This is a genomic window from Tenacibaculum singaporense, from assembly GCF_003867015.1.
Taxonomy (GTDB): Bacteria; Bacteroidota; Bacteroidia; order Flavobacteriales; family Flavobacteriaceae; genus Polaribacter; species Polaribacter singaporensis.
Map to the genome: position 1 here is coordinate 335,283 of NZ_CP032548.1, position 23,766 is coordinate 359,048.

General features: G+C 31.6%; 24 protein-coding genes. 11 read left to right on the forward strand and 13 right to left on the reverse strand.

Annotated elements, in window-relative coordinates:
• Positions 1–93: 93 nt before the first annotated feature.
• Positions 94–1,398: a tyrosine--tRNA ligase gene (gene tyrS, locus D6T69_RS01505; RefSeq protein ID WP_125066123.1), complete on the reverse strand. Its 1,305-nt coding sequence runs from the start codon at positions 1,396–1,398 to the stop codon at positions 94–96.
• A 62-nt stretch (positions 1,399–1,460) separates the two neighbouring features.
• On the opposite strand from tyrS, the gene D6T69_RS01510 reads away from it, so the two are divergent.
• Positions 1,461–2,462, forward strand: coding sequence for an SDR family oxidoreductase (locus D6T69_RS01510; RefSeq protein WP_125066124.1), 1,002 nt, complete (start codon positions 1,461–1,463; stop codon positions 2,460–2,462).
• 1 nt (position 2,463) lies between these two features.
• On the opposite strand, the gene D6T69_RS01515 is transcribed toward D6T69_RS01510, so the two are convergent.
• From D6T69_RS01515 to D6T69_RS01530, 4 genes are read right to left on the reverse strand one after another with little or no spacing between them, the layout of a single operon-like run.
• Positions 2,464–2,955 carry a DUF4296 domain-containing protein gene (locus D6T69_RS01515; protein ID WP_125066125.1) on the reverse strand — a complete coding sequence of 164 codons (492 nt, stop codon included), beginning with the start codon at positions 2,953–2,955 and terminating at the stop codon, positions 2,464–2,466.
• A complete protein-coding gene (locus tag D6T69_RS01520; protein WP_125066126.1) occupies positions 2,956–4,296 on the reverse strand; it encodes a dihydroorotase in 1,341 nt (446 codons plus the stop codon).
• A 6-nt stretch (positions 4,297–4,302) separates the two neighbouring features.
• Positions 4,303–4,764: a GNAT family N-acetyltransferase gene (locus tag D6T69_RS01525; protein WP_125066127.1), complete on the reverse strand. Its 462-nt coding sequence runs from the start codon at positions 4,762–4,764 to the stop codon at positions 4,303–4,305.
• A 4-nt stretch (positions 4,765–4,768) separates the two neighbouring features.
• Positions 4,769–5,491: a polyprenol monophosphomannose synthase gene (locus D6T69_RS01530; RefSeq protein ID WP_125066128.1), complete on the reverse strand. Its 723-nt coding sequence runs from the start codon at positions 5,489–5,491 to the stop codon at positions 4,769–4,771.
• 77 nt (positions 5,492–5,568) lie between these two features.
• Between D6T69_RS01530 and D6T69_RS16215 the strand changes: the two genes are divergently transcribed.
• The 4 genes from D6T69_RS16215 to D6T69_RS01550 all read left to right on the forward strand — a co-directional run bounded on the left by D6T69_RS16215 (position 5,569) and on the right by D6T69_RS01550 (position 10,228).
• A complete protein-coding gene (locus D6T69_RS16215) occupies positions 5,569–6,207 on the forward strand; it encodes a DUF4271 domain-containing protein (RefSeq protein ID WP_125066129.1) in 639 nt (212 codons plus the stop codon).
• Between the two features lie 14 nt (positions 6,208–6,221).
• The gene (locus D6T69_RS01540; RefSeq protein WP_125066130.1) at positions 6,222–6,968 is read left to right on the forward strand and encodes a uroporphyrinogen-III synthase; all 747 of its coding nucleotides are present in this window, start codon (positions 6,222–6,224) and stop codon (positions 6,966–6,968) included.
• 140 nt (positions 6,969–7,108) lie between these two features.
• Entirely contained in the window at positions 7,109–7,993 is an 885-nt protein-coding gene (locus D6T69_RS01545) for a sterol desaturase family protein (protein WP_125066131.1), read from the forward strand.
• A 141-nt stretch (positions 7,994–8,134) separates the two neighbouring features.
• Complete coding sequence (locus tag D6T69_RS01550) at positions 8,135–10,228, forward strand: S46 family peptidase (protein WP_125066132.1); 2,094 nt, start codon at positions 8,135–8,137, stop codon at positions 10,226–10,228.
• A 113-nt stretch (positions 10,229–10,341) separates the two neighbouring features.
• Here the strand turns inward: D6T69_RS01550 and D6T69_RS01555 are convergent, their stop codons facing one another.
• From D6T69_RS01555 to D6T69_RS01565, 3 genes are read right to left on the reverse strand one after another with little or no spacing between them, the layout of a single operon-like run.
• A complete protein-coding gene (locus D6T69_RS01555) occupies positions 10,342–11,640 on the reverse strand; it encodes a POTRA domain-containing protein (RefSeq protein ID WP_125066133.1) in 1,299 nt (432 codons plus the stop codon).
• A complete protein-coding gene (locus tag D6T69_RS01560) occupies positions 11,624–12,631 on the reverse strand; it encodes a glycoside hydrolase family 113 (protein WP_125066134.1) in 1,008 nt (335 codons plus the stop codon). The genes D6T69_RS01555 and D6T69_RS01560 overlap by 17 nt, the downstream gene beginning before the upstream one ends.
• Before the next feature lie 21 nt (positions 12,632–12,652).
• Entirely contained in the window at positions 12,653–13,522 is an 870-nt protein-coding gene (locus D6T69_RS01565) for a transporter (RefSeq protein WP_125066135.1), read from the reverse strand.
• 140 nt (positions 13,523–13,662) lie between these two features.
• On the opposite strand from D6T69_RS01565, the gene D6T69_RS01570 reads away from it, so the two are divergent.
• The 6 genes from D6T69_RS01570 to D6T69_RS01595 are packed head-to-tail and all read left to right on the forward strand — an operon-like array spanning position 13,663 to position 20,635.
• Positions 13,663–15,006, forward strand: a complete 1,344-nt coding sequence (locus D6T69_RS01570) for an NAD(P)/FAD-dependent oxidoreductase (protein ID WP_125066136.1) — start codon at positions 13,663–13,665, stop codon at positions 15,004–15,006.
• A 1-nt stretch (position 15,007) separates the two neighbouring features.
• Positions 15,008–16,630 (forward strand): 4Fe-4S binding protein, encoded by a 1,623-nt coding sequence (locus D6T69_RS01575; RefSeq protein WP_125066137.1) that lies wholly within the window; start codon positions 15,008–15,010, stop codon positions 16,628–16,630.
• Positions 16,620–17,096 (forward strand): toxin-antitoxin system YwqK family antitoxin, encoded by a 477-nt coding sequence (locus D6T69_RS01580; RefSeq protein ID WP_125066138.1) that lies wholly within the window; start codon positions 16,620–16,622, stop codon positions 17,094–17,096. Before D6T69_RS01575 ends, D6T69_RS01580 begins: the two co-directional genes overlap by 11 nt.
• A gap of 3 nt (positions 17,097–17,099) precedes the next feature.
• Positions 17,100–17,792, forward strand: coding sequence for a glycosyltransferase family 2 protein (locus D6T69_RS01585; protein ID WP_125066139.1), 693 nt, complete (start codon positions 17,100–17,102; stop codon positions 17,790–17,792).
• Complete coding sequence (locus D6T69_RS01590; RefSeq protein WP_125066140.1) at positions 17,792–19,282, forward strand: cellulose synthase family protein; 1,491 nt, start codon at positions 17,792–17,794, stop codon at positions 19,280–19,282. The genes D6T69_RS01585 and D6T69_RS01590 overlap by 1 nt, the downstream gene beginning before the upstream one ends.
• Positions 19,283–20,635 carry a mannosyltransferase gene (locus D6T69_RS01595; RefSeq protein WP_125066141.1) on the forward strand — a complete coding sequence of 451 codons (1,353 nt, stop codon included), beginning with the start codon at positions 19,283–19,285 and terminating at the stop codon, positions 20,633–20,635.
• A 123-nt stretch (positions 20,636–20,758) separates the two neighbouring features.
• Here D6T69_RS01595 and D6T69_RS01600 read toward each other — a convergent pair whose 3' ends face one another.
• From D6T69_RS01600 to gcvH, 5 genes are all read right to left on the reverse strand, one after another.
• A complete protein-coding gene (locus tag D6T69_RS01600; protein WP_125066142.1) occupies positions 20,759–21,340 on the reverse strand; it encodes an acyltransferase in 582 nt (193 codons plus the stop codon).
• A 48-nt stretch (positions 21,341–21,388) separates the two neighbouring features.
• Positions 21,389–22,132: an energy transducer TonB gene (locus D6T69_RS01605; protein ID WP_125066143.1), complete on the reverse strand. Its 744-nt coding sequence runs from the start codon at positions 22,130–22,132 to the stop codon at positions 21,389–21,391.
• Between the two features lie 104 nt (positions 22,133–22,236).
• Positions 22,237–22,959 carry an energy transducer TonB gene (locus D6T69_RS01610; protein ID WP_125066144.1) on the reverse strand — a complete coding sequence of 241 codons (723 nt, stop codon included), beginning with the start codon at positions 22,957–22,959 and terminating at the stop codon, positions 22,237–22,239.
• 63 nt (positions 22,960–23,022) lie between these two features.
• Positions 23,023–23,400, reverse strand: a complete 378-nt coding sequence (locus tag D6T69_RS16135; protein ID WP_262706663.1) for a VanZ family protein — start codon at positions 23,398–23,400, stop codon at positions 23,023–23,025.
• Positions 23,366–23,746, reverse strand: coding sequence for a glycine cleavage system protein GcvH (gcvH, locus tag D6T69_RS01620; protein WP_047787900.1), 381 nt, complete (start codon positions 23,744–23,746; stop codon positions 23,366–23,368). Before gcvH ends, D6T69_RS16135 begins: the two co-directional genes overlap by 35 nt.
• Between the last annotated feature and the right edge of the window lie 20 nt (positions 23,747–23,766).

The following is a 23,766-nucleotide window of genomic DNA, read 5'->3' on the forward strand; positions in this document are numbered from 1 at the left end:
AACGATTTCCCCCTGTTTGTTTATATATCACAAACAAAAAGCCCTTAAAAGAAATTTCTTTTAAGGGCTTTTAATTTTATTTAAAAAAGCTTTTTATGCTACCTTTAATAAAAAGTAATTTTTCTTACCTCTTTGTAATAACACGTATTTATCAGCTATAAGATCTTTTGAAGTGATTACAAAATCTTCACTTACTTTTTCTTTATTTACTGATATTGAATTCTCTTTTAAGGCTCTTCGCGCATCTCCGTTTGATTTTAAGAATCCTGTTTTAGCGGCTAAAGCTGCAATCATATCTAATCCTCCAGCTATGTCCTCAGACGTCACCTCTGCTTGTGGCACACCGTCAAACACATCTAAAAAAGTTTGCTCGTCTAAATTTTTTAAATCATCAGCTGTTGACTTACCAAATAAAATGCTTGAAGCAGCAATTGCTTTATCTAACTCTTCTTTAGAGTGTACAAAAATTGTTACTTCTTCAGCTAACTTCTTTTGTAAAACTCTTTGATGTGGTGCTTCTTTATGTTCAGCAATTAAAGCATTAATAGTTTCTTTATCTAAAAACGTAAATATTTTAATATACTTTTCAGCATCTTCATCCGAAGTGTTTAACCAAAATTGGTAAAACTTGTAAACTGATGTTTTATCTGCATCTAACCAAACATTTCCTCCTTCAGACTTTCCAAATTTAGAACCGTCAGCTTTTGTAATTAATGGGCAAGTAGCTGCAAATGCTTTTGCATCTTCACCAGGTGTCATTCTACGAACTAGTTCTGTACCTGTGGTAATATTTCCCCATTGGTCAGAACCTCCCATTTGTAATTTACAGTTTAAGGTTTTATATAAGTGATAGAAATCATACCCTTGAATTAATTGATACGTAAACTCTGTAAAGCTCATTCCGTTACCCGCTTCTCCTGTAATACGTTTTTTTACAGAATCTTTTGCCATCATGTAGTTTACAGTGATTCTCTTACCAACATCACGTACAAATTCAATAAATGAAAAGTCCTTCATCCAATCGTAATTGTTTACTAATAAAGGGGAATTTTTAGCTCCGTTATCAAAGTCTAAAAAGCGACCTAATGTTCTTTTTAAACCTGCTACGTTTTTAGCTAAAGCTTCTTCATTTAATAAATTACGCTCATCTGATTTTCCTGTAGGATCACCGATCATACCTGTTGCACCTCCTACTAAAGCTACTGGTTGATGCCCTGCTTTTTCAATGTGAACTAGTAAAATAATTGGAACTAAACTACCAATGTGTAACGAATCTGCAGTTGGATCAAAGCCAATATAAACCGATGTCATTTCTTTTTGAAGTTGTTCTTCGGTTCCTGGCATAATGTCGTGAATCATTCCACGCCATTGTAATTCTTCTACTAAATTCTTGGTCATTTTATTCTATTTTTAAAGAAGCAAAGATAAGTTTATCAACCAAAATAAACTAAATTCGCTTTATGATTTTAGTTACAGGAGGAACAGGTTTAGTAGGCTCACATTTATTATATCATTTAAGCCAGAAAAACGACAAGATTCGAGCTATTTTTAGAACTGAAAAAAAGCGTGAATATGTTAAGAAAATCTTTTCTTTTTATACAGATGATGTGCAGCAGTATTTTTCTAAAATCGAGTGGATACAAGCTGACATTACTGATATACCTTCCCTAGAACCTGTATTTGATAACATCACACAGGTTTATCATTGTGCTGCATTGGTTTCTTTTAACCCAAAGGATTATAGAAAAATGCGTCAGGTAAACATTGAAGGAACTGCCAACTTAATCAACTTTGCTATTGATACTAACGTAAATAAATTCTGTTTTGTAAGTTCCATCGCTGCGGTTGGTAACGCTATTAATGGAAAACCAATTAACGAAGAAAACGAATGGGTTGATAGTGATGAAAATCATGGATATGCAATTACCAAGTATGGTGCTGAAATGGAAGTTTGGAGAGGTAGCCAAGAAGATTTAAGTGTAGTAATTGTGAATCCTGGTGTAATTTTAGGAGGAGGTTTTTGGAATGAAGGCTCTGGTAAAATGTTTACTCAAATAAGTAATGGATTTAACTTTTACACTGAAGGTGTTACTGGCTTTGTTGGAGTAAATGATGTGGTGAAGGCTATGATAGATCTAATGAATTCTAACATAAAAAATGAACGTTTTATTCTTGTTTCAGAAAACAAATCGTTTAAAGATGTTTTATTTAGTATTGCTGATAACCTAAATAAAAAGAGACCCTCTAAAAAAGTAGGAAAGTTTGTTACTTCATTTTTTTGGAAAATCGACTGGCTTTTAACAAAGCTTACTGGTAAGGAACCTTTACTAACTAAAAACTCTGCAAAATCTGCTCACAACAAATCGTTCTATACTTCTAAAAAAATTATAGAACAACTTGATTTTAATTTTGAACCAGTTAATGATGTAATTGTTAGAGTTTCTAAAGAGTTTAAAAAGTAAGTTACTTAATTTTCTTTAAGTCCTTTTTTTCAAACTCTCTATCTTCTCTTTTTATTAATTCTTTAGGAAGATCATTCAATAATAGTTCTTTATCTAAAACTGTATCTCTTTTTAATTTTCCTTCCTTTTTAATTCCTTTTATTGAGTCTTGAACTTCCTGCTTTTTTCTATATAAAACGTCTAATGAATCAATGTTCTTTTTTACTTTATTCAAAAGTTCAGTATACTCATCAACCATAGAAGTGTAATATGTATTACTAGCATCAAAGCGAGTACTATCAATTCTATACTTTTCGTATACCAAAAACATATAATTTTTTTCTCTCTTTAAAAACTTATTTTTTTGATTTTTGGCAGAAGAAGCAATATACATATCGGTTAATAACGAAATCATAGAATCTTTCGGAATTAAGTTGTCAGGCTTTTTGTATATCGTATTACTGGTACACGACACCAAAAGCAAACCAATACATATGTAAAAAAAAGACTTCATTTATCTGTTAAATAATAATCGTTTCCCTTTAATTTCTTCGTTAAAAATTCCCTCGTTATACATTAAGTTTCCGTTTACAAAAGTGTGTGTTATTTGATTTGAAAACTCAACACCTTCAAACGGAGACCATCCGCATTTATACAATACATTTTCTTTATCAACCGTCCATTTCTTATCTGCATCAACTAAAACCAAGTCAGCATAAAAACCTTCTTTTATAAATCCTCTTTTTTCAACTTTGAAGATTTTCGCTGGATTGTGGCTCATCTTTTCTACTGCTTTTTCTATTGACAGCACTCCTTCTTTCACCTTTTCTAAAATAGCTGGAACTGCATGCTGTACTAATGGACCTCCACTAGGTGCCTTTGTATACACATTATCCTTTTCTTCTAAAGTATGCGGTGCATGGTCGGTTGCAATGATATCAATTCTATCATCTAACAACGCTTTCCATAAACCATCTTTGTCTTTTTGGGTTTTTACTGCAGGATTCCACTTAATATGTGTTCCTTTTTTATCATAATCAGCATCGGTAAACCATAAGTGATGTACACAAACCTCTGCCGTAATTTGTTTTTCCTCTAGCGGAATATCATTTCGGAATAAGTGCGTTTCTTTTTCTGTAGATAAGTGGAAAATATGTAAACGTGCTCCTGTTTTCTTTGCTAATTCAATTGCTTTTGAAGATGATAAATAACAAGCTTCTTCACTACGAATTAGTGGGTGATACTTTACAGGAATATCATCTCCATATTTTGCTTTGTATTCTTCTGTATTTTTTCTAATGGTAACTTCGTCTTCACAATGCACAGAGATTAACATCTTAGTTGATGAAAATATTTTCTCTAATACTTCTTCATTATCAACTAACATATTTCCTGTTGAAGACCCTAAGAATAGTTTAATTCCCGCAACGTCTTTTGGATTCGTTTTTAACAACTCTTCTAAATTGTCATTAGTTCCTCCGAACATAAAAGAATAGTTAGCATACGATGTTTTACTTGCAATATCAAACTTGTCCGCTAATAATTCTTGAGTTGTTGCTTGAGGTACTGTATTTGGCATTTCAATAAAAGAAGTAATTCCTCCTGCAATTGCAGCCTTACTTTCTGTAGCTATATTTGCTTTGTGTGTTAAACCTGGCTCACGAAAATGTACTTGATCGTCAATCATACCAGGAATTAAAAACTTTCCTTCTGCATCAACCATTAATACATCATCCGTAGGAATTATATTTTCTCCTATTTCCTTAATAAATTCTCCTTCTATTAAAACATCGCCTTTAAAAACCTTGTTTTCGTTTACGATTTGTGCGTTTTTAATTAAATATGATTGTTTCATTTTCTACTAAATTTCCATTTTCATGTTAATCAAACTCTTGTTAAAACCAAAGCGTTCATAAGATTTTATTGCTGCTAAATTCTCATTATAAACATCTAACCTTAGTTCTTTTAATTCTTTACTCTTTGCCCAACTCTTTAAAGACTCCAAAATTAGTGAACTTATTCTTTTGCCTCTAAAATTTGGCTTTACATACATAAAGCCAATATATCCATTAAATTCATTTTTACGATAACTTTCAGATTTCTCTACTCTGAGATAACCTGACCCCACAATTTCATCTTCAGCTACAGCTACAATTAAATGTACATTGTCAGCAAAGATCATTTCTTCCAGATTATAGTAACTAATTTTCCCTTCTTTCAATGATGAATCAAAAGGTCTTTCAGCTTCTATGATACCTTGTTCAAACCCTAACAAGATTTCTAAATCTTCTTTCTTTGCTTCTCTTGTCGTAATTGTGGTCATTCTCCTATTTCGGTAATCCGTTAATTCTCATTTTTATCACACCAAAAACAGCTTCTTTAATTATTCCTTTACTTAATTTCGACTTTCCTAAGACTCTATCGGTAAAAATAACCGAAACTTCTTTGATATTAAACCCGTGCTTCCAAGCTTTATATTTCATTTCTATTTGAAATGCGTAACCAACAAATTTAACTTTATCAAGTTTAATTGTTTCTAACACTTTTCTTTTATAGCACACAAAACCTGCGGTAGTATCATGAATTGGCATTCTGGTAATTAGTCGTACATATTTTGATGCAAAATAAGAGAGTAATACCCTACTCATTGGCCAATTAACCACATTTACCCCAACAGAATATCTTGAACCTATAGCCACATCTGCTCCTTCATTAACACATTCATCATACAATCTAATTAAATCATTGGGGTTGTGTGAGAAGTCGGCATCCATTTCTATGATATAATCATATTGTTTTGCTATTGCCCATTTGAATCCATGAATGTATGCGGTACCTAATCCATTTTTCCCTGCTCTCTTTTCAATAAAAAGTTGGTTAGGAAACTCTTCTTGTAAATTTTCTACAATTTCTGCTGTTCCGTCAGGGGAATTATCATCAACAACCAATACATGAAATACCTTTTTTTGACTAAAAGTTGCTCGAATAATAGCTTCGATGTTTTCTTTCTCGTTATACGTAGGAATTATGACTAAAGCGTCTGACTTCATGTAATTTTCATATAAATCTGGGCAAAGATACACTTATTTATTACTAATTTTGTGTTAATTAAAAAGTATAAAAGCAATTGCAAGCAGTAGAACGAATTACAAACCATGATAGTTGGATTACCTTAGTTATTGTATTGGCTATTGTGCTATTAGCTATGATGAAATCGTTAAAACCTACTAAATTATATGGGTATACTGTTGCTTTTATAACTCCTGGTTTTTTTCATAAAAGAACTGAAGAAGGGGCCTCTTTTTTTACCCCTTTTAAGCTACTCTTATTTTCTTTTTCATCGATTGTTATTTCTCTGTTTTTATTCTTGACTTTAGTATCAGAAATATACTCTCATAGTTTTTTAGCTTTTCTAGGATTATTTTTATTTGTTATCTTATATTTTTTGCTACGCTTTTTAATAGACTATTCATTAGCTAACGTTTTAGGTTTATCATCAATTGTAAATTATTTTTTACATACTAAATCAGGATATTTATATGTTCTTAGCATATGGTTACTCCCTTTTATTATACTTTATCAATATACATTTACCAACAAACATTTTTTAATTTACTCTTTCGCTATCTTGCTTATTTTTAGGGCTTTTTTAATTTTAACAAATAATAAAAAACTTGTAATTAGCAAGTTGTTTTATTTTATTTTGTACTTTTGCACCCTTGAAATAGCACCGCTATTAATTCTTTATAAAACAACAACTACGTAATAAAGAGAAAGTTTATGAAAGTTAAAACTATTTTAGTCTCTCAACCTAAACCGAAGACAGAAACATCACCATATTTTGATTTGGCGGAAAAGCAAAAGGTTAAGGTTGACTTTCGATCGTTTATTCATGTCGAGGGAATTCCTGTTAAGGAGGTAAGAGCTCAAAAAGTTGATTTAAACAATTACACAGCAATCATACTTACTAGTAGAAATGCTGTTGATCATTTTTTTAGAATAGCTGAAGAAATGCGCTTTACAGTTCCTGATGACATGAAGTACTTCTGTCAATCTGAAGCCGTAGCTTATTATTTACAGAAATACGTTGTGTACCGTAAACGTAAAATTTATGTTGGTAACAGAACATTTCCTGAATTAACCAAACTAATTAAGAAACATAAAGATGAGAAGTTTTTACTTCCTTCTTCTGATAAGCTAAAGCCTTTAATTCCTGCTGAATTAGACAAGTTAGGAGTAGACTGGAAACGTGCAGATTTATATCGTACCGTTGTGAGTGATTTATCTGATTTAGAAGATGTTTTTTACGATATTTTAGTATTCTTTAGTCCATCAGGAATTGATAGTTTATTTAAAAACTTCCCTGATTTCAAACAAAATAATACTCGAATAGCCGTATTTGGCAATACTACTATCAAAGCTGTTGAAGATAGAGGTTTACGTGTAGATATTGCTGCACCAACACCTGAAACCCCTTCAATGACAATGGCTTTAGAAAAATATATTAAAGAAGCAAATAAAAAATAAACTCTTTAATTTTTCGAATACAATTAAGAGACTGTCTTTGTAGACAGTCTCTTTTGTTTTTAACAAATCATTGTAACTTAGGTAACGTTTAAAACATATTTAATTTATTAATTTTACGGAATATCTCACCTCTAAAACACATGAGTAAATATTTAGAAATCATAAAAAACTCATATACTGGTTACTGGAATTACATTAAGCAATCGGTACTTATGGAGTTAAACTGGGAGAATTATTTTTATGGTTTAATCATAATTTCTCTTGTTGTTTGGGGGTTAGAAATTATCTTTCCTTGGCGAAAAAATCAACCTTTATTTCGTAAGGATTTTTGGTTGGACACTTTTTACATGTTTTTTAATTTCTTTTTATTAAATCTAATTGTACTTATTGCCTTATCAAACGCAGCAGAGCAATTGTTTAATGATATATTAGGTTTAGTGGGCTTATCAGTTGCTAATTTTCAATTGTTTGATATTAATACATTTCCCTATTGGGCAAGAATTATCGTATTTTTTATCATTATTGATTTTGTGCAGTGGTTTACACACACTTTACTCCATCGTTATGAATTTTTATGGAACTTTCATAAAGTGCACCATTCCGTAAAACAAATGGGCTTTGCCGCACACCTTCGTTATCATTGGATGGAACCTGTGGTATACAACTCAATGAAATACATTCCGCTTGCTATTATGGGCGGATTCACAGCGCAAGACGTAGCCATTGTGCATTTTTTTAACATTACTATCGGACACTTAAATCACGCTAATATAAACTGGGATTACGGTTGGTTAAAATATATTTTGAACAATCCAAAAATGCATATTTGGCATCATGCAAAAGAGCTTCCTGAAAACAGAAAAATGGGAGTAAATTTTGGGATTACACTAAGCATATGGGACTACATTTTTAAAACTAACTACATTCCTTACAACGGGCGTGATATTGAGTTAGGTTTTGAAGGAGATGAAAAATTCCCTAAAGACTTTATTCACCAAGAAATATATCCATTAGGAAAGAAATAGAATTGTCATAGTTTTAAAAACTCATAATACTCTTATCATCAAAAAAGAGTAATTTTTAACGTATTTTAACTTACTTCTATATAAGCTTCCTCTCGGTAGTTTGCTCTCAATTTGTATCTTTATCACTTTAAAAATTAACAGATGAAGTACATAAAAATTCTATTCTTATTTATTGTCGTTCAGGTTACTGCTCAACAAGGTGGTATGTGGATCCCTTCACTTTTAGAAGGAATGAACGAACAAGAAATGACTTCTTTAGGAAGTAAATTAACTGCCAAAGACATTTACGATGTAAACAACTCTAGTTTAAAAGATGCTATTGGGCATTTTAATGGTGGTTGTACCAGTGAAGTTATTTCTCCTGAGGGATTAATATTAACCAATCACCACTGTGGTTTTGGGCAAATTCAATCACACTCTTCTTTAGAAAATGATTACCTAAAAGATGGTTTTTGGGCAATGAGTAAAAAAGAAGAATTGCCTAATGAAGGCTTATATGTTGAGTTTATTGTTCGTATTGACGATGTAACTACCAAAGCGTTAAATGGTGTTACTAGTACAATGACTGAGCGTGAAAAACAATCGACTATTGATAAGAACATCAATGAAATTACAAAAAACGTACAAAAAGAAACTTGGCAAAACATTAAGGTGAAGCCTTTTTACAAAGGAAATCAATATTTCTTATTTGTTACTGAAAAATTTGAAGATGTACGTTTAGTAGGAGCACCACCAAGTAGTATTGGAAAATTTGGTAGCGATACAGACAATTGGGTTTTTCCACGTCATACTGGAGATTTTTCATTATTCAGAATTTATGCTGATAAAAACAATCGTCCTGCTAAGTACAGCAAAGACAATGTTCCTTACAAGCCGAAACACTTTTTACCAGTTTCTTTAGATGGAATTGAAGAAGGTGATTTTACTATGGTTTTTGGTTTCCCAGGTCGTACTAATGAATATTTACCAGCTGTTGCTATTAAACATATTACACAAGAGTTTAACCCAAGTAACATTGCTATTCGTGAAGCTGCATTAAAAGAAATTGATGCACAAATGAAAGCTAGTGATGCTGTTCGTATTAAATATGCTTCAAAACAAGCACGTATTGCAAATGCTTGGAAAAAATGGATTGGTGAAAATCTAGGAATTAAAAAGAGTAATGCTATTGCAGAGCGTCAAGCTTTTGAAGCTACCTTCAAAAAAGCATTAAAGGAAAAAGGATTAGAAAAAACCTACGGAAATATTCTTCCTGAGTTTGAAAAATTATATGCAGACTTTGCTGATATTAATATTAAAAGAAGAAACTTTATTGAGGTTTTCTTAGTTACCAACGAGTTGATGCAAATGACTTTTAGAGCGTATCAATTAGAACAAGTAGCCCTAAACAAACCTGAAAAGTTTGAAGAAGCTAGAACTTCTTTGGTAAATCGAATTAAAGGGATTCACAAAAACTTTGATGCAAATGTTGATAAAGGAGTGTTTAAAAATGTAATGTCATTATACAACCCTACTAATGTAGATGCTTCTATTTATGACAAAACAAGTTTTACTGATTTAGATAAAGCTTTACAATTATTAGAAGGAGACGCTAAAAAAGTAGTAAAAAACTTAAACAAAGATGCTGCTTACCAATATGCAAAGCCTATGATTGAAGAGTTTTATACTAAAATCAATCCTGAATTTCAACAGAAAAATCAGCCAATTACAGCGTTACAAAAAACATACATGAAAGCATTAATGGAAGCATTACCTAATGCACGCTATTTCCCTGATGCTAACAGTACTTTGCGTGTTACGTATGGTCAAGTTCGTGGATACTCTCCTAGAGATGCTGTGTACTACAACCCTGTAAGTTATTTAGATGGTGTTATTGAAAAATACGTTCCTGGTGATTATGAGTTCGATGTTCCACAAAAATTACGTGATTTATATGACGCTAAGGATTTTGGACAATACACTGATAAAAACGGAAAAGTTCCTGTATGTTTCTTAGGTACAAATCACACCACAGGTGGTAACTCAGGAAGCCCTGCAATTGACGCACATGGAAACTTAATTGGATTAAACTTCGACCGTGTATGGGAAGGGACGATGAGTGATATGAATTACGATCCTGAAATTTGTAGAAATATTATGGTTGATGTTCGCTATGTATTATTTATTGTTGATAAATATGCAGGAGCAAAACACTTAATTAAAGAAATGAAGTTAGTACACCCAAAGAAAAAATAAAACATTTTTCTACATAAAGAATAGCTTAAAAAGCGAGGTTTGTATTTCACAACCTCGTTTTTTTATACAAAAAAAAGCCTTTAGAGATTGAACTCTTGGTTATCACCCTGCGATTAAAAATATTGACCTATACCAAATACAAATCCTTTTGATGCATTCTTTGTAAGTCCATGTCCATAATCAATTCTAAAAATTGCGTTGAATATTTTTTTATTGATAAAACGTAAGCCGATACCAGAATACATTCTAACATTATCACTATCTACAAAATCACTTAATCCTCCTCCAGGCTTTCGCCAAGTTCCAACATCCGTAAAGATGTTTCCTTGTAAAACAAACCATTTCTTTTCATACAAAGTATAACGATACTCTGTATTTAAAACAATGCTTCCTGTTCCTCTATCAACTAAAATACCAACACCTCGTAAATTCAAATTATTATCTAAAGCAAATGGAGCAAATGGAGTATCATCATTAGATGACAAACCAAAACGCAATCTGTTTGCCCAATTTCCTTTTTCACCTATTCTTTTAAAGTAAAAAAAGTCATTCCAAAAAATTAAAAAATCATTCTGATATTCATTTTCAGAAGTTACATATTGTCCATGAAACTCATTTTTTATCCCATTGATGTACTGATAATTATAATCTAGATTATCAAAAACATAAATTAGCTTCAGTAGCTTTTTATCTACATTTAACTCAGCAGGAACATCCGATGAAGTGCTTCCGTTTAAATAGCTATATTTTTCTTTAAAAAAATTGATTCCAAACTGAAACTGATTTTTAAAATCGTGTTGGTATAAAGCCAAAGCTTCATAAGAGATATTCTGATACTTATAATTGGCCGATTCACTATCAAAATACAGTGGTTCTTCACTCGTCCAGTTTTGATGACTTAATGACACCCCCCATTTTGCTGAAAATAACGTAGGAGCCTTAAAGTTAATTCCATAAGAATCAAAACCATTGTATTGGTAAAACGCACCTAAGGTCATGTTCCTCCCCAAAAAGTTATACTCACCCACTCCAATTCTGTAGGCTAATCTTTGATTGATCGTTTTGTGAAAATTGACTTCTGGAATTATTGTAAAGTTCTCTTCTACAGTTACAATAACATTACATTTACCCTCAGAACATGATGTTTTAAAATACGCATTAGAAATTGCTGGTAAGCGCTTCAAACGAATCATATCTTCTTTTAATACCATTGAATCAAGCACTTTATTTTCTTTTGATTTCAGTATTTTCTTTAAGACATGTGCTTTCGTTTTTTTGGCTCCTGAAAAAGTAATCTTTTCTATACTTTTTTCTTGTGAATAACAGTTTACAGACAACCAAAATGTTACAAGAATTATTGTCTTCAAGAAAAATAGATGCTTATTTTTATATTTCTCATTTACTATTTTCATACATCTTTTTTATAGTCAATTCTGCTGGTTTGTTTTGAGGTGTAAACCTATTGTTATCTTCCCCTCCAACTTCTTTATGATTATGAAACCATTTCCAAACAAAACCACCAGCAAACCAATCTTCTTTCCAAAATTGATTATACAAAGCTTGTAATGCTTTTTGTTGATTTTCTAAATTGACATCTCCTTCTATTCTGCCTGAGTTCCATGGTTCTTTCCCCGTAAAATTTACACTTCTGTACCCATACTCAGTAAATAAAACAGGCTTATTAAACTTACTTTGAACCTGAATAACCTCATTTTTGTGGGGTTGCCAACCTTTTTCAAAATCTTTAAGAGTGGGGGATTTTTGATCACTTAACGGAAAATAAGCATCAATTCCTATAAAATCTAAATCCTCCCAAAAGTCTACTCGCTTAAATTCGTCCCAATTTGCTGCATAGGTCAATTTTCCAAAGTATACCTTTCTAATTTTTTTAATGAGTTTTTTCCAATATTCTGGTCTGTTTTTTACAAACTGCTCCAATTCTGTTCCAATACAAAAAATTTCTGCATTAATTTCTTCTGCTACTTTGGCAAAAGCAAGAATAAAGTCTTCATACGATCGTTCTAATTTTCTCCATTCATCTTCGGAATTCATTTTTATAGATCCTGTATACACACCATTCCAAACCCAAATTTGTGGTTTCAACATAATCTTTATTTTACTTTGTTGAAACTCTTTGGCATATTGTTTCACACCTTCTTTTGTCTCTCCAAACCATTGTTTCTTAGAGTTATAAATCACATTTGGAGATGATAAATTTTTAACAAATCCAAAAGGCATCAGTGTAACATAATTTGCTGATACCTTTTTTACATCATCAATATGTTGATTTGTTATCTCTTTTGAAGAAGCAACAAAACTAACACCATTTATCTTTTTTGACTGACTCGTACAAGAGCCCATAAAAAGGATAAAGCTTACTAAAAGGAGTTTTAAAGTTTTCATTACTCCTCTAATTTACTACTTTTAAAATAATGCTCGTAATCCTAAATTAAAGCTTTGCCCCAATCCGTTATTTGTTCCTCTAACAAAGTTACTGTACAATACTTCCAAGTTTAAAACACTAGTTAATTGATATTTTCCTCCCAAACCTAAAGCTGTGTAATCTTGTGTAAAATCTCCAAACCTTTGTGAATGTTGAGAAAAAACTAATACGGTAGACTTTTCATTCGGAAAATAACTAAAGAAAATTCCTGGTGCTAACAAAAAAGTATTGTTCGCAAAGCTATTATCATCACCAAAATTGTACTCAGTGTTTAATTCAGTAAATAGCTGCCATTTTCCACTAGAAAAAGTATAATCGTAAAAAAATCGGTTTTGAAAAGTCCATGCTGTTTGATCTAAAAAGACACCATTTTCTGTTTCATTACTCACTAAAGGAATATGTATTGCTGATTGAACGGAAAAGTTTCCTACATTTTTTAATGGTTGAAACTTAATAGCTGGTGCAATTGATGTAATTCCTTTTCTTTCAGAGTTTGGATTATCTTCTAAACTAAATACTGATAATGCTTGACGTCCTCCAATTGTGTTGGAACGAAACTCTACAATTGCTCCTACGTTAATGCGATTGTTTTTAGAAATTCCAGTGAAAGCCTCCAACGTTGAAGTAAAGTAGTTCTCTCTTAATTTCGATTTGGTGTTACCATCTGCATCGGCAAATTTTGTTTCTGTATATAGGTTATTAAACCATTTAATATCCCATTGACCATTATTTAAAAGTTTAGATGGTGTATACGTTTGAATATTTGATTTTTCTGCTTTATCATCTTGAGCATTTGAAAATTGTACTACAAAAAACAGTAAAACTGTAAGGCTAACTAGTTGTCGTTTCATAAGGTTAATTTTTTATATAAATCATAGGTCGTCTAAAAAAAACTTCTCTTACAAAACCCTATTATTTAAAATCATTCTAAATTCAATTCCTTTATTAAGTTCTTAACTTTAGCAACGACCTAAACAGCAAATCAACATTTATGGAGCACGTTGTTATTATTGGTAATGGAATTTCTGGAGTTACAGCCGCAAGGCATATCAGAAAATTATCAGACAAAAAAATTACCATTATTTCTTCTGAAACTGATGAGTTCTTTTCAAGAACAGCTTTAATGTATGTGTACATGGGACACATGAAATTTGAACATACACAACCTTACGAATCTTGGTTTTGGAAAAAAAACAGAATCAATCTCAAAAAAGGTTTTGTTTCAAAAGTACATTCATCAGAAAAAGAAATAGCCTTTAGCACTGGAGAAAAACTGTCTTACGATAAGTTAATTATAGCCACTGGCTCTAAACCTAACAAGTTTGGTTGGCCTGGACAAGACTTAAAAGGTGTTATGGGAATGTATCATAAACAAGATTTAGAGGCTCTTGAACAATATGCTCCAAACAACAAAGTATGTAAAAGAGCTGTTATTGTTGGTGGAGGTTTAATTGGAATTGAACTTGCCGAAATGCTTCATAGCAGAAATATTCCTGTTACTTTTTTAGTTCGTGAAAATAGTTTTTGGGACAAAGTGTTACCCAAGGAAGAATCTGCCATGATAAATCGTGAAATTATAGAAAATCATATCGATTTACGATTAGGTGTAACTCTAAAAGAAATAAAATCAGATAAAAACGGATACGTTACATCTGTAATTATTGAAGAAACTGGTGAAGAAATACCTTGTAACGTTGTTGGTTTAACTGCTGGTGTTTCTCCAAATGTTGATTTTTTAAAAGGCTCGGAAATTGAGCTTGGTAGGGGAGTTAAAGTCAATCGTTTTTTAGAAACCAACATCAAAGATGTGTATGCAATTGGAGATTGTGCAGAACAACACGAAGCAATTGGTTTACGTCGTCCTATTGAAGCCGTTTGGTACACTGGTAGAATGATGGGTGAAACCGTTGCGCAAACTATTTGTGGCAACCGAATTCAATATAAACCAGGACACTGGTTTAACTCAGCAAAGTTTATTGATATTGAATACCAAACCTATGGTTGGGTATGGCCACAACCTAAAAAAAATGAAGCGCATTTTTACTGGGAACATGAGAGTGGTAAAAAATGTATTCGAATTAACTACGATAAAAACACACAAGAATTCCTTGGCATAAATACATTAGGGATACGCATGCGTCATGAATTTTTTGACAAAGTTTTGAATGAAAAGCAGTCTGTAACTTATACTTTAGAGCATTTAGCAGACGCAAACTTCGATCCTGAATTCTATAAACTTCACGAATCAGAAATTGTAGCAAAATTCAACAAAGAAAACAACACCAATATTCAATTAAAAAAGAAAAGCTGGAAGCGAATTTTCAGCAGAGTTTAGGATGAAAATAATAAAACAAACAGGTTTACTTCTATTCTTAATAGGATTAATCATTTTTTCAGGAGTAATTTTTACTGGTTTTTTTAATTTAAATCAATCAGAGTTAGACTCATTTATTACTGAAAAAGGATATAAAAGCGAAATTATAAAAGAGGAACTCAGTAAAGCTATCGTTACCGATGAAAGCTTGAATATTTTTGAGTTTTCTAGTCGAGTTAGGAATGCCTATGAAGCATCTAACAATCATTACAATACTCTAATTGCTAAATACGATGCTGAAAAAAATTGGGATAAAAAAGGTGAACAATATCAATATTTAATCTACGGTAAACCCCATACGCTAAGTTATGAATTGGCTAAAAAATCAGGCAATGGTTTTGTGAAAAACAACTCAGGATTGCTATGGTTACTTACTTTTGGGTTAGGTATTTTGGGAGCGTTGTTATTTATACTTCCTAATTTTATAGTACTTGGTCCAAAAGGAATAAAGAATAATGGTATTTATTTAGAAGCTAGTACAAATCGAGGATGGATAGCTTGGTTAGTTTTAATTTACTTAGTTGTTTTTTACTTGTTGCTTTATTTTTTCCCTGATTATGTGGTGAACTGGACTTTTATATTAGACCCTATCAGCAAATTTTTAAACGGTGGAGAAGCTAGCCAATGGTTTGTATATGGTTTTTTATACTGTGTGATTATGCTTACAATGGGAGTAAGAATGTATATAAAATACAGACATAACAAATATCAAGTTATTAGAACAACTTCTGTTTTATTCTTTCAAATTGTATTTGCCTTCCTTATTCCAGAAATCATGACCAGTTTAAATATGCCTGGGTATGATTTTAAAAATGCTTTTCCGTTAGACTATGATTTCTTTTTTGAATGGAATTTAGATAGCTTGAGAAATAGCGGAGCTATTGGTTTATTTATTTTAGTTTGGGGTATTGTACTTACGCTTATCATTGTCCCTGTAATGGTATATTTCTTTGGAAAAAGATGGTATTGCTCTTGGGTTTGTGGTTGTGGTGGTTTAGCTGAAACTTTAGGTGATCCATACCGCCAGCATTCTGACAAAAGTATGAATGCATGGAAACTAGAGCGCTGGTTAATACATAGTGTCTTAGTATTTTCGTTAATAATGACTGTTGTAACATTATACTGTTACTTTACTGGAGCACAATCTTTCCTTGGAATAAATTCTCAATGGATTAAAGATACCTATAGCTTTTTAATAGGTGCTTGGTTTGCAGGAGTTATTGGTACCGGGTTTTATCCAATTTTTGGAAACCGTGTTTGGTGCCGTTTTGGTTGCCCTTTAGCTGCTTATTTAGGAATTGTACAACGTTTTAAATCTCGATTTAGAATTACTACCAATGGCGGACAATGTATTTCTTGCGGAAATTGTTCTACGTATTGTGAACAAGGTATTGATGTACGTGCATATGCCCAAAAAGGAGAAAATATTGTTCGTGCAAGTTGTGTTGGTTGTGGAATTTGTTCGGCAGTATGTCCTCGTGGAGTATTAAAGTTGGAAAATGGTCCGGAAAAAGGACGTATCAATCCAACAGAGGTTTTATTAGGTAACGATGTTGATTTAATGAAATTGGTAAATGAAAAGTAATGTTTTCATACTATGCTTTTTTATTACTTTCTCTTTAGTTGGGCAAAAAACATATCATAAATCATTTTATGAAGAAGGAACACTAAAAGAAGAAGGCTGGCTTGAAAATAATAAAAAAACCGATTATTGGATTTTTTATTATAAAAATGGAAACATTAAAAAAGAAGGTAGTTTTAAAAATAACCTTCCTGTTAAGTATTGGCATTTTTACTATGAAAACTCTTTTAAAAAAAAGGAAGGACATTTTATTAATGGATTACCAAACAAATGGTGGGTCTTTTACAATAATAAAGGAGGTATTTATCAAAAATGTCAAATCAAAAACGACAAAAAAAATGGATACTGTTTGTTATACAAAAAACAAAAGTTAACAAAAGCTATAAAGTTTAAAGAAGGACTAAAGCTAAAAGAATGGAATAATTTGTCTTCTTTTGCAAAAGAAAACAATCTCAACGACTTAAAATAATTAATGAACCCACTTATAAAAGTTATCATCCCCGCATATAACGAACAAGATTCCATTGCCCATGTAATCAATGACATTCCTTCCATAGTAAGCGAGGTAATTGTTATTAGTAACAATTCAACAGATAATACTGAAATCAATGCTAAAAATGCAGGTGCTACAGTACTTTCTGAAAATAGAAAAGGCTACGGATATGCTTGTTTAAAAGGGATGGAATATATTTCTATTAAAAAAGAAAAACCAGATATCGTTGTTTTTTTAGACGGAGATTATTCTGATTATCCTGAACAACTTACTGAGCTTGTTGCCCCAATAATGAATGATAACATTGATTTTGTAATTGGTGCTCGTGTACAACGACTACGTGAAAAGGGTTCTATGACTCCTCAACAAGTTTTTGGTAATTGGCTAGCAACTACTTTGATGAAGTTGTTTTTTGGTGCAAAATTCACTGATTTAGGTCCTTTCAGAGCAATAAAATATGATAAACTACTAGCTTTAAACATGGAAGACAAAACGTATGGATGGACAGTAGAAATGCAATTAAAAGCTTTGAAACAAAAATTAACTTATACAGAAATTCCTATGAAATATAGAAATAGAATTGGCGTTTCAAAGGTTTCAGGAACTGTAAAAGGTAGTATATTAGCCGGCATAAAAATTTTAGGTTGGATCTTTAAATATAGCTTTAAATAATGGTCTTAGAATACATAATAATTACACTATACACTATATCATTAGTACTTATATTGTTATACGCTATAGCTCAGTTAAACCTGCTTATCAACTATTTGAAAGCTCAGAAAAAAAAGGAAAGCACACCCAAATTAGATTTATCTGACATTAACAAAGTTCCGTATGTAACAATACAGCTTCCTGTTTATAATGAGCTATATGTAATGGAGCGTTTATTACACAATATTGCTCAATTAGAATATCCACGCGAAAAGTTAGAAATTCAAGTATTAGATGATTCTACCGATGAATCAGTTGAGAGCACAGCTAAACAAATTAAAGAGCTTCAAAAAACAGGTTTAGACATTCAACATATTAGACGTGAAAACCGTCAAGGATTTAAGGCTGGCGCCTTAAAGGAAGGACTTAAAACGGCCAAAGGTGAGTTTATTGCTATTTTTGATGCCGATTTCTTACCTAAGGAAAATTGGTTATTGGAAACTGTTCCGTATTTTAAAGATCCTGAAATAGGCGTAGTTCAAACTCGTTGGGGACATATTAATAGAAATTATTCAACCTTAACAAAAATTCAAGCGTTTGCTTTAGATGCTCATTTTACGTTAGAACAAGTAGGTAGAAATAGCCAAGGACATTTTATTAATTTTAATGGTACTGCAGGTATTTGGCGTAAAGAGTGTATTTACGATGCTGGAAACTGGGAGGGAGATACTTTAACGGAAGATTTAGATTTAAGCTACCGTGCACAATTAAAGAACTGGAAATTCAAATATTTAGAAAATGTTGTTACTCCTGCTGAATTACCAGTAGTTATTAGCGCTGCTCGTTCACAACAGTTTAGATGGAATAAAGGGGGAGCTGAGAATTTTCAGAAAATGTTAAAAAGGATTATTACAAGTTCTACTATTCCCTTTAAAACAAAACTTCATGGAACGCTACATTTACTAAACAGTTCAATGTTTACTTGTATCTTTTTAGTAGCTGTTTTAAGTATACCTATGTTGTATATTAAAAATGAATATGCGCATTTGAAAATTTACTTCTTAGTAATGAGCTTTTTTATTGTAAGCACCTTTATTTTCTTTGTCTGCTACTGGTTTATGTATAAAAGGACTTATGGAGGAGGTTTCTGGAATTTTATCAAATATATTGGTGCCTTTTTCGCTTTTTTCTCTATTGCCATGGGCTTCTCTTTACACAATACAATTGCTGTTTTAGAAGGTCATTTAGGTAAAAAAAGTGAATTTGTAAGAACCCCTAAATTCAATATTAAGTCGTTAAAAGATAGTTGGAAAAACAATAAATACATTCGTAAAAGACCCTCTTTACATGTAATTATAGAAGGTTTGTTAGCTTTATACTTTGCTTTTGGTATGTATAGTGCTTTTACTGTTGGTGATCAGGGTGGAGACTTTGGTTTGTTCCCTTTTCATTTAATGTTATTTGTTGGTTTTGGATATGTCTTTTTTAAATCGATTTTCTCAAAAGCTTAAATGTCTTTTTTAAAAAAATATAGCTCAATTATACTAACCTTTGTTAGTGTTGTTCTTTATTTTTTATTTGCTTATACAATTGAACGCACCGAATTTAACAAGTTACTTTTTCTCTGGATTAGCCTATTTACTTGTTATTTTGCTCTTTTACGAGATAAAGAATTATCGTTTGCTCATTTAGCTGCAATTTCGGTCTTATTTCGATTGGTTTTCTTTTTTGCTACTCCTAATCTATCTCAAGATTTCTATCGTTTTATTTGGGATGGACGTATGATTTTAGAAGGGTTGAACCCTTATTTATCCTTACCTCAAACATTTATTGAGCAACATAGCTACCCTATTAACCAAGCTAAAGAATTATATGAAGGAATGGGAGCTTTGAATGGTAGTCATTATACCAATTACCCCCCAATTAATCAGTTATGCTTTTTAATAGGCGCTCTGTTTGCTAAAAACAGCATTATTGGGAGCGTCATTGTAATGCGAAAACTTATTATCTTGGCTGATATTGGTATTTTATACTTTGGTAAAAAACTTTTAGAAAGATTACAATTACCCGTTAAAAACATTTTTCTATACGTTTTAAACCCATTTGTTATAATTGAACTTACTGGAAACTTACATTTTGAACCCGTTATGTTATTCTTTCTGGTTTGGAGTATTTATACACTACATAAACAGAAGTGGTTTTTAGCAGCTATACTACTGGCTTGTTCAGTTTCTGTAAAACTGATTCCTTTACTCTTTTTACCTTTATTTTTTCAATGGTTTGTAAAGAATGATTTTTCACTTCTTAAAGGATTCAAAAAATTAGCATTCTTTTACGGAACTGTAGTTCTAACAATTGTGTTACTTTTTCTTCCTTTCTATTCTCCAGAGTTAATTTCAAACTATACCAACTCTGTTGGCTTATGGTTTAGAAGCTTTGAGTTTAATGCTAGTTTTTACTACTTAGCTAGAGAAATTGGTTATCTATTTAGAGGCTATAATGAGATTGCTATTATTGGCAAAACAATACCTATTCTTACCGTTTGCTTTTTATTAATTCTTACTTTTTTCAAAAAAAACAAGTCTACAAAACAGTTAATTCTAAGTATGCTATTTGCTTTGTCGTTCTACTATTTTTTAACAACAACAATGCATCCTTGGTATATAGCAACGCTTTTAATTTTATCTGTATTTACTCAATATCGTTATGCTGTTTTGTGGAGTTTAGTTGTTATTCTAAGTTATCAAGCTTACGCTAACTCTCCATGGCAAGAAAATCTTTGGTTAATTACTTTAGAGTATATTATTCTATACAGTTACTTTATTTGGGAAGTTTTTATAAAAAGAAAACCCACTCAAAATTGAGTGGGAAAAATTGCTATGAAAAAGAAAAAGAAAGTGGTTTTTAAACCACTGTTCAAATATAAATAAGATTTTTCTTTTCACAAATATTTTTTTCGAAATTTTTTACTTTTTTTAAACTTTAACTTAAAGTTTTCTTAACTCGTTGTTTTTCAAGGCATATTTATCTCCACTTTCTGGGCAAGTAGCCAAGTCTTCATCATCAAAATTTAACCGATGTCCGTACTCACTAATCCACCCTATTTGTTTTGATGGATTTCCCACAACTAACGCATAAGGTTTAACTTCTTTAGTTACCACAGCTCCTGCTCCTATAAAAGCGTATTCTCCAATATTGTTACCGCATACAATTGTTGCATTTGCTCCTATACTCGCTCCTTTTTTAACAACTGTTTCTAAGTACTGATCTTGTCTTTTTATGGCGCTACGTGGATTAATTACATTTGTAAAAACCATAGAAGGTCCTAAAAAAACATCATCTTCGCATGTTACTCCTGTATATATAGAAACATTATTTTGAACCTTTACATTATTCCCTAAAATAACTTGTGGTGACACTACTACGTTTTGTCCAATATTACAGTTATTACCAATGGTACAATTAGGCATGATATGGCAGAAATGCCATATTTTGGTACCATCTCCAATTACGCAACCATCATCAATAACTGCTGTTTCATGTGCAAAAAATGTTTTGTTTGTATCCATATACAACAAAAATAAAAAAACTCAACCAGTTGGCTGAGTTTTTACTTTTTATTCCACTCTAAAAGTAATAGGTAGCGTATATTTTACTTTTACTTCTTTATTATTCTGTTTTCCTGGAGTAAATTTTGGTATTTTATTTACAACCCTATCAGTTTCTTTTTTTAATTTATAATGTGGTGCTCTAATTTTAACGTCAACTACATCCCCTTTTTTATCAATAATAAATTGAGTTATTATTTTATACTTTCCAGAACTTAATCCTACATCTTGCGCCAATTCTGAGTTAAAATTACGTTGAATATGCTGTTGTATTTTTCTTTCAAAGCATTTCATATTTTCTTCTTCTGAGAGCCCTTCACATCCTTTAAAAACAGGTCTATTTTGCACATTGTTAATTGAAACTGGATCATCGTCTTTATCAACTACCTCTTCTTCTTTTACCTGAGTTAGTGTTGCAGCATCTATAGAACCATCATCAACAGGCAAATCTATTACAGTGGTGTTTTCTGTGTTATCATCTACTACTTCTGGTTTAAATACTTCTTTAATTACGCGTTCTTGCTTTGGTTTTTCTATTTCTTTTACTTCTCTTTTTACAATAACGGGAGTGTCAAAAGTGTAAACCTTCTCATAAACCTGTGCATTCGTAGGTTCAACTATTGCAATGTCTTTGGCTGTTTCATGTTCTAAAACAAGAAAAACTACAAACAAAGTTAGCACCAAGCCTAACTGTGTGAAAATAGTTGAGAATTTTTCTAATTGCTTCTTAGCATGTTTTTTAGGTGTTTTCATAGTATTCTATTTTTATGTTAATACTTTGTTAAAAACAAGAAACGTGCCAATAAAAAAGGCAATCCTAATTGGATCGCCTTTTTTATATCTTGTTAAAGCTATTACTACTCTACATTAAATGTAATTGGTAAAGTATAACCTACTCTTACTGGTCTACCTCTTTGTCTACCAGGTTTCATTTTAGGTATCTTTCTAGCAACTCTTTCTGCTTCCTTCTTTAACCTTGGGTGCGGAGCTCTAGCTGCTACATTTGTAATAGATCCATCTTTGTCAATTTTAAACTGAACATAGATTCTTTTCTTCCCTGGAGATAAACCTAACTCATTCGCAAGTTCCGCATTAAAGTTACGTTGAATATGCTTCTGTAACTTTTTATTTAAACATTCTTTCTTTTGAGCCTTTGTTCCGCTACAACCTGGAAATACAGGTACTTCTTCAATAATAGCGAATGGTACATCTTCTACCACTTCTTCTACCTCTTCTACTTCTTGAATATCTTCTACCTCTACAGCTTCAGATTCATCAGTTTCAGTAGATTCAATTACTGTTTCTTCAATTTCTTCCTCGTCTTCTACTACTTCAATTTTTTCAGGAGCTGGTGGTGGAGGTGTATTTGGTTTTGGCTTTGGTGGCTCAATTTGAAGCTCAATAGTTTCCTCTTCAATATCAGTAGCCATGTTAGCCATACCTAGCTCTCCATACTCTTTATCATATGTCTTATTTTCAATAGCAACATACGTTACAAATAAAGCTAAAACCAAACCTATTTGCATAAATAGTTTACTATAGTTTTCTAAGTTTGATTTTGGATTTTTCTTGATTTCCATCCTAAATGTTTTTAATAGTTCGCTAATTTAATTAATTTATTTCAACTTTTACAAGCTTAATCTTTAAATAGCTTTATTTTTCTTAAAAAAAGAGTTGTAAACTATGAAAGCTATTAAAATACCCGTCGTGTTTGCCATTATATCTAAAATCTCTCCTGATCTATATGACGTGGTTGTAACTTGTAGAACCTCAATAATTATGCCGTAAAAAAAACAACAAAAAACGATAATATATTTATTAATTTTTGTTGTTTTTAAAGCTAGCAACCATACTAAACTTAACACGAAATAAGCAAAAGCATGTTCTAACTTATCTATATGGCTAATTTGTATGGGTGCTTTTCCTAGTTTGATTAAACTAATAATAGCAATACTTAAAGTTATTAGTATTGCTATTATGATTAGTTTATCCTTTAATAAGTTCTTGATACGCTTCAGCACTTAATAAATCTGCTACTTGTGAATCGTCAGATAATTTCACTTTTATCATCCACCCATTTCCATAAGGATCCGAGTTTACTAATTCTGGTTCATCTTCTAACGCTTCGTTAAACTCTACTACTTCTCCTGATAAAGGCATAAAAAGATCTGAAACTGTTTTTACTGCTTCTACAGAACCGAAAACTTCTTCAGCATCTAATTCCTCATCTAATGTATCTACGTCAACGTATACGATATCTCCTAACTCTCCTTGTGCAAAATCAGTAATACCAATAGTTGCTACACCATTTTCTACTTTAACCCACTCGTGGTCTTTGGTGTACTTTAATTCTGATGGAATGTTCATTGTAATGATTTTTTATTGTG

Bases quoted from the DNA above. Each gene is read 5' to 3' on its own strand.
- tyrS (WP_125066123.1), bottom strand. From the start codon at position 1,398: ATGACCAAGAATTTAGTAGAAGAATTACAATGGCGTGGAATGATTCAC.
- D6T69_RS01510 (WP_125066124.1), top strand. From the start codon at position 1,461: ATGATTTTAGTTACAGGAGGAACAGGTTTAGTAGGCTCACATTTATTA.
- D6T69_RS01515 (WP_125066125.1), bottom strand. From the start codon at position 2,955: ATGAAGTCTTTTTTTTACATATGTATTGGTTTGCTTTTGGTGTCGTGT.
- D6T69_RS01520 (WP_125066126.1), bottom strand. From the start codon at position 4,296: ATGAAACAATCATATTTAATTAAAAACGCACAAATCGTAAACGAAAAC.
- D6T69_RS01525 (WP_125066127.1), bottom strand. From the start codon at position 4,764: ATGACCACAATTACGACAAGAGAAGCAAAGAAAGAAGATTTAGAAATC.
- D6T69_RS01530 (WP_125066128.1), bottom strand. From the start codon at position 5,491: ATGAAGTCAGACGCTTTAGTCATAATTCCTACGTATAACGAGAAAGAA.
- D6T69_RS01540 (WP_125066130.1), top strand. From the start codon at position 6,222: ATGAAAGTTAAAACTATTTTAGTCTCTCAACCTAAACCGAAGACAGAA.
- D6T69_RS01545 (WP_125066131.1), top strand. From the start codon at position 7,109: ATGAGTAAATATTTAGAAATCATAAAAAACTCATATACTGGTTACTGG.
- D6T69_RS01550 (WP_125066132.1), top strand. From the start codon at position 8,135: ATGAAGTACATAAAAATTCTATTCTTATTTATTGTCGTTCAGGTTACT.
- D6T69_RS01555 (WP_125066133.1), bottom strand. From the start codon at position 11,640: ATGAAAATAGTAAATGAGAAATATAAAAATAAGCATCTATTTTTCTTG.
- D6T69_RS01560 (WP_125066134.1), bottom strand. From the start codon at position 12,631: ATGAAAACTTTAAAACTCCTTTTAGTAAGCTTTATCCTTTTTATGGGC.
- D6T69_RS01565 (WP_125066135.1), bottom strand. From the start codon at position 13,522: ATGAAACGACAACTAGTTAGCCTTACAGTTTTACTGTTTTTTGTAGTA.
- D6T69_RS01570 (WP_125066136.1), top strand. From the start codon at position 13,663: ATGGAGCACGTTGTTATTATTGGTAATGGAATTTCTGGAGTTACAGCC.
- D6T69_RS01575 (WP_125066137.1), top strand. From the start codon at position 15,008: ATGAAAATAATAAAACAAACAGGTTTACTTCTATTCTTAATAGGATTA.
- D6T69_RS01580 (WP_125066138.1), top strand. From the start codon at position 16,620: ATGAAAAGTAATGTTTTCATACTATGCTTTTTTATTACTTTCTCTTTA.
- D6T69_RS01585 (WP_125066139.1), top strand. From the start codon at position 17,100: ATGAACCCACTTATAAAAGTTATCATCCCCGCATATAACGAACAAGAT.
- D6T69_RS01590 (WP_125066140.1), top strand. From the start codon at position 17,792: ATGGTCTTAGAATACATAATAATTACACTATACACTATATCATTAGTA.
- D6T69_RS01595 (WP_125066141.1), top strand. From the start codon at position 19,283: ATGTCTTTTTTAAAAAAATATAGCTCAATTATACTAACCTTTGTTAGT.
- D6T69_RS01600 (WP_125066142.1), bottom strand. From the start codon at position 21,340: ATGGATACAAACAAAACATTTTTTGCACATGAAACAGCAGTTATTGAT.
- D6T69_RS01605 (WP_125066143.1), bottom strand. From the start codon at position 22,132: ATGAAAACACCTAAAAAACATGCTAAGAAGCAATTAGAAAAATTCTCA.
- D6T69_RS01610 (WP_125066144.1), bottom strand. From the start codon at position 22,959: ATGGAAATCAAGAAAAATCCAAAATCAAACTTAGAAAACTATAGTAAA.
- gcvH (WP_047787900.1), bottom strand. From the start codon at position 23,746: ATGAACATTCCATCAGAATTAAAGTACACCAAAGACCACGAGTGGGTT.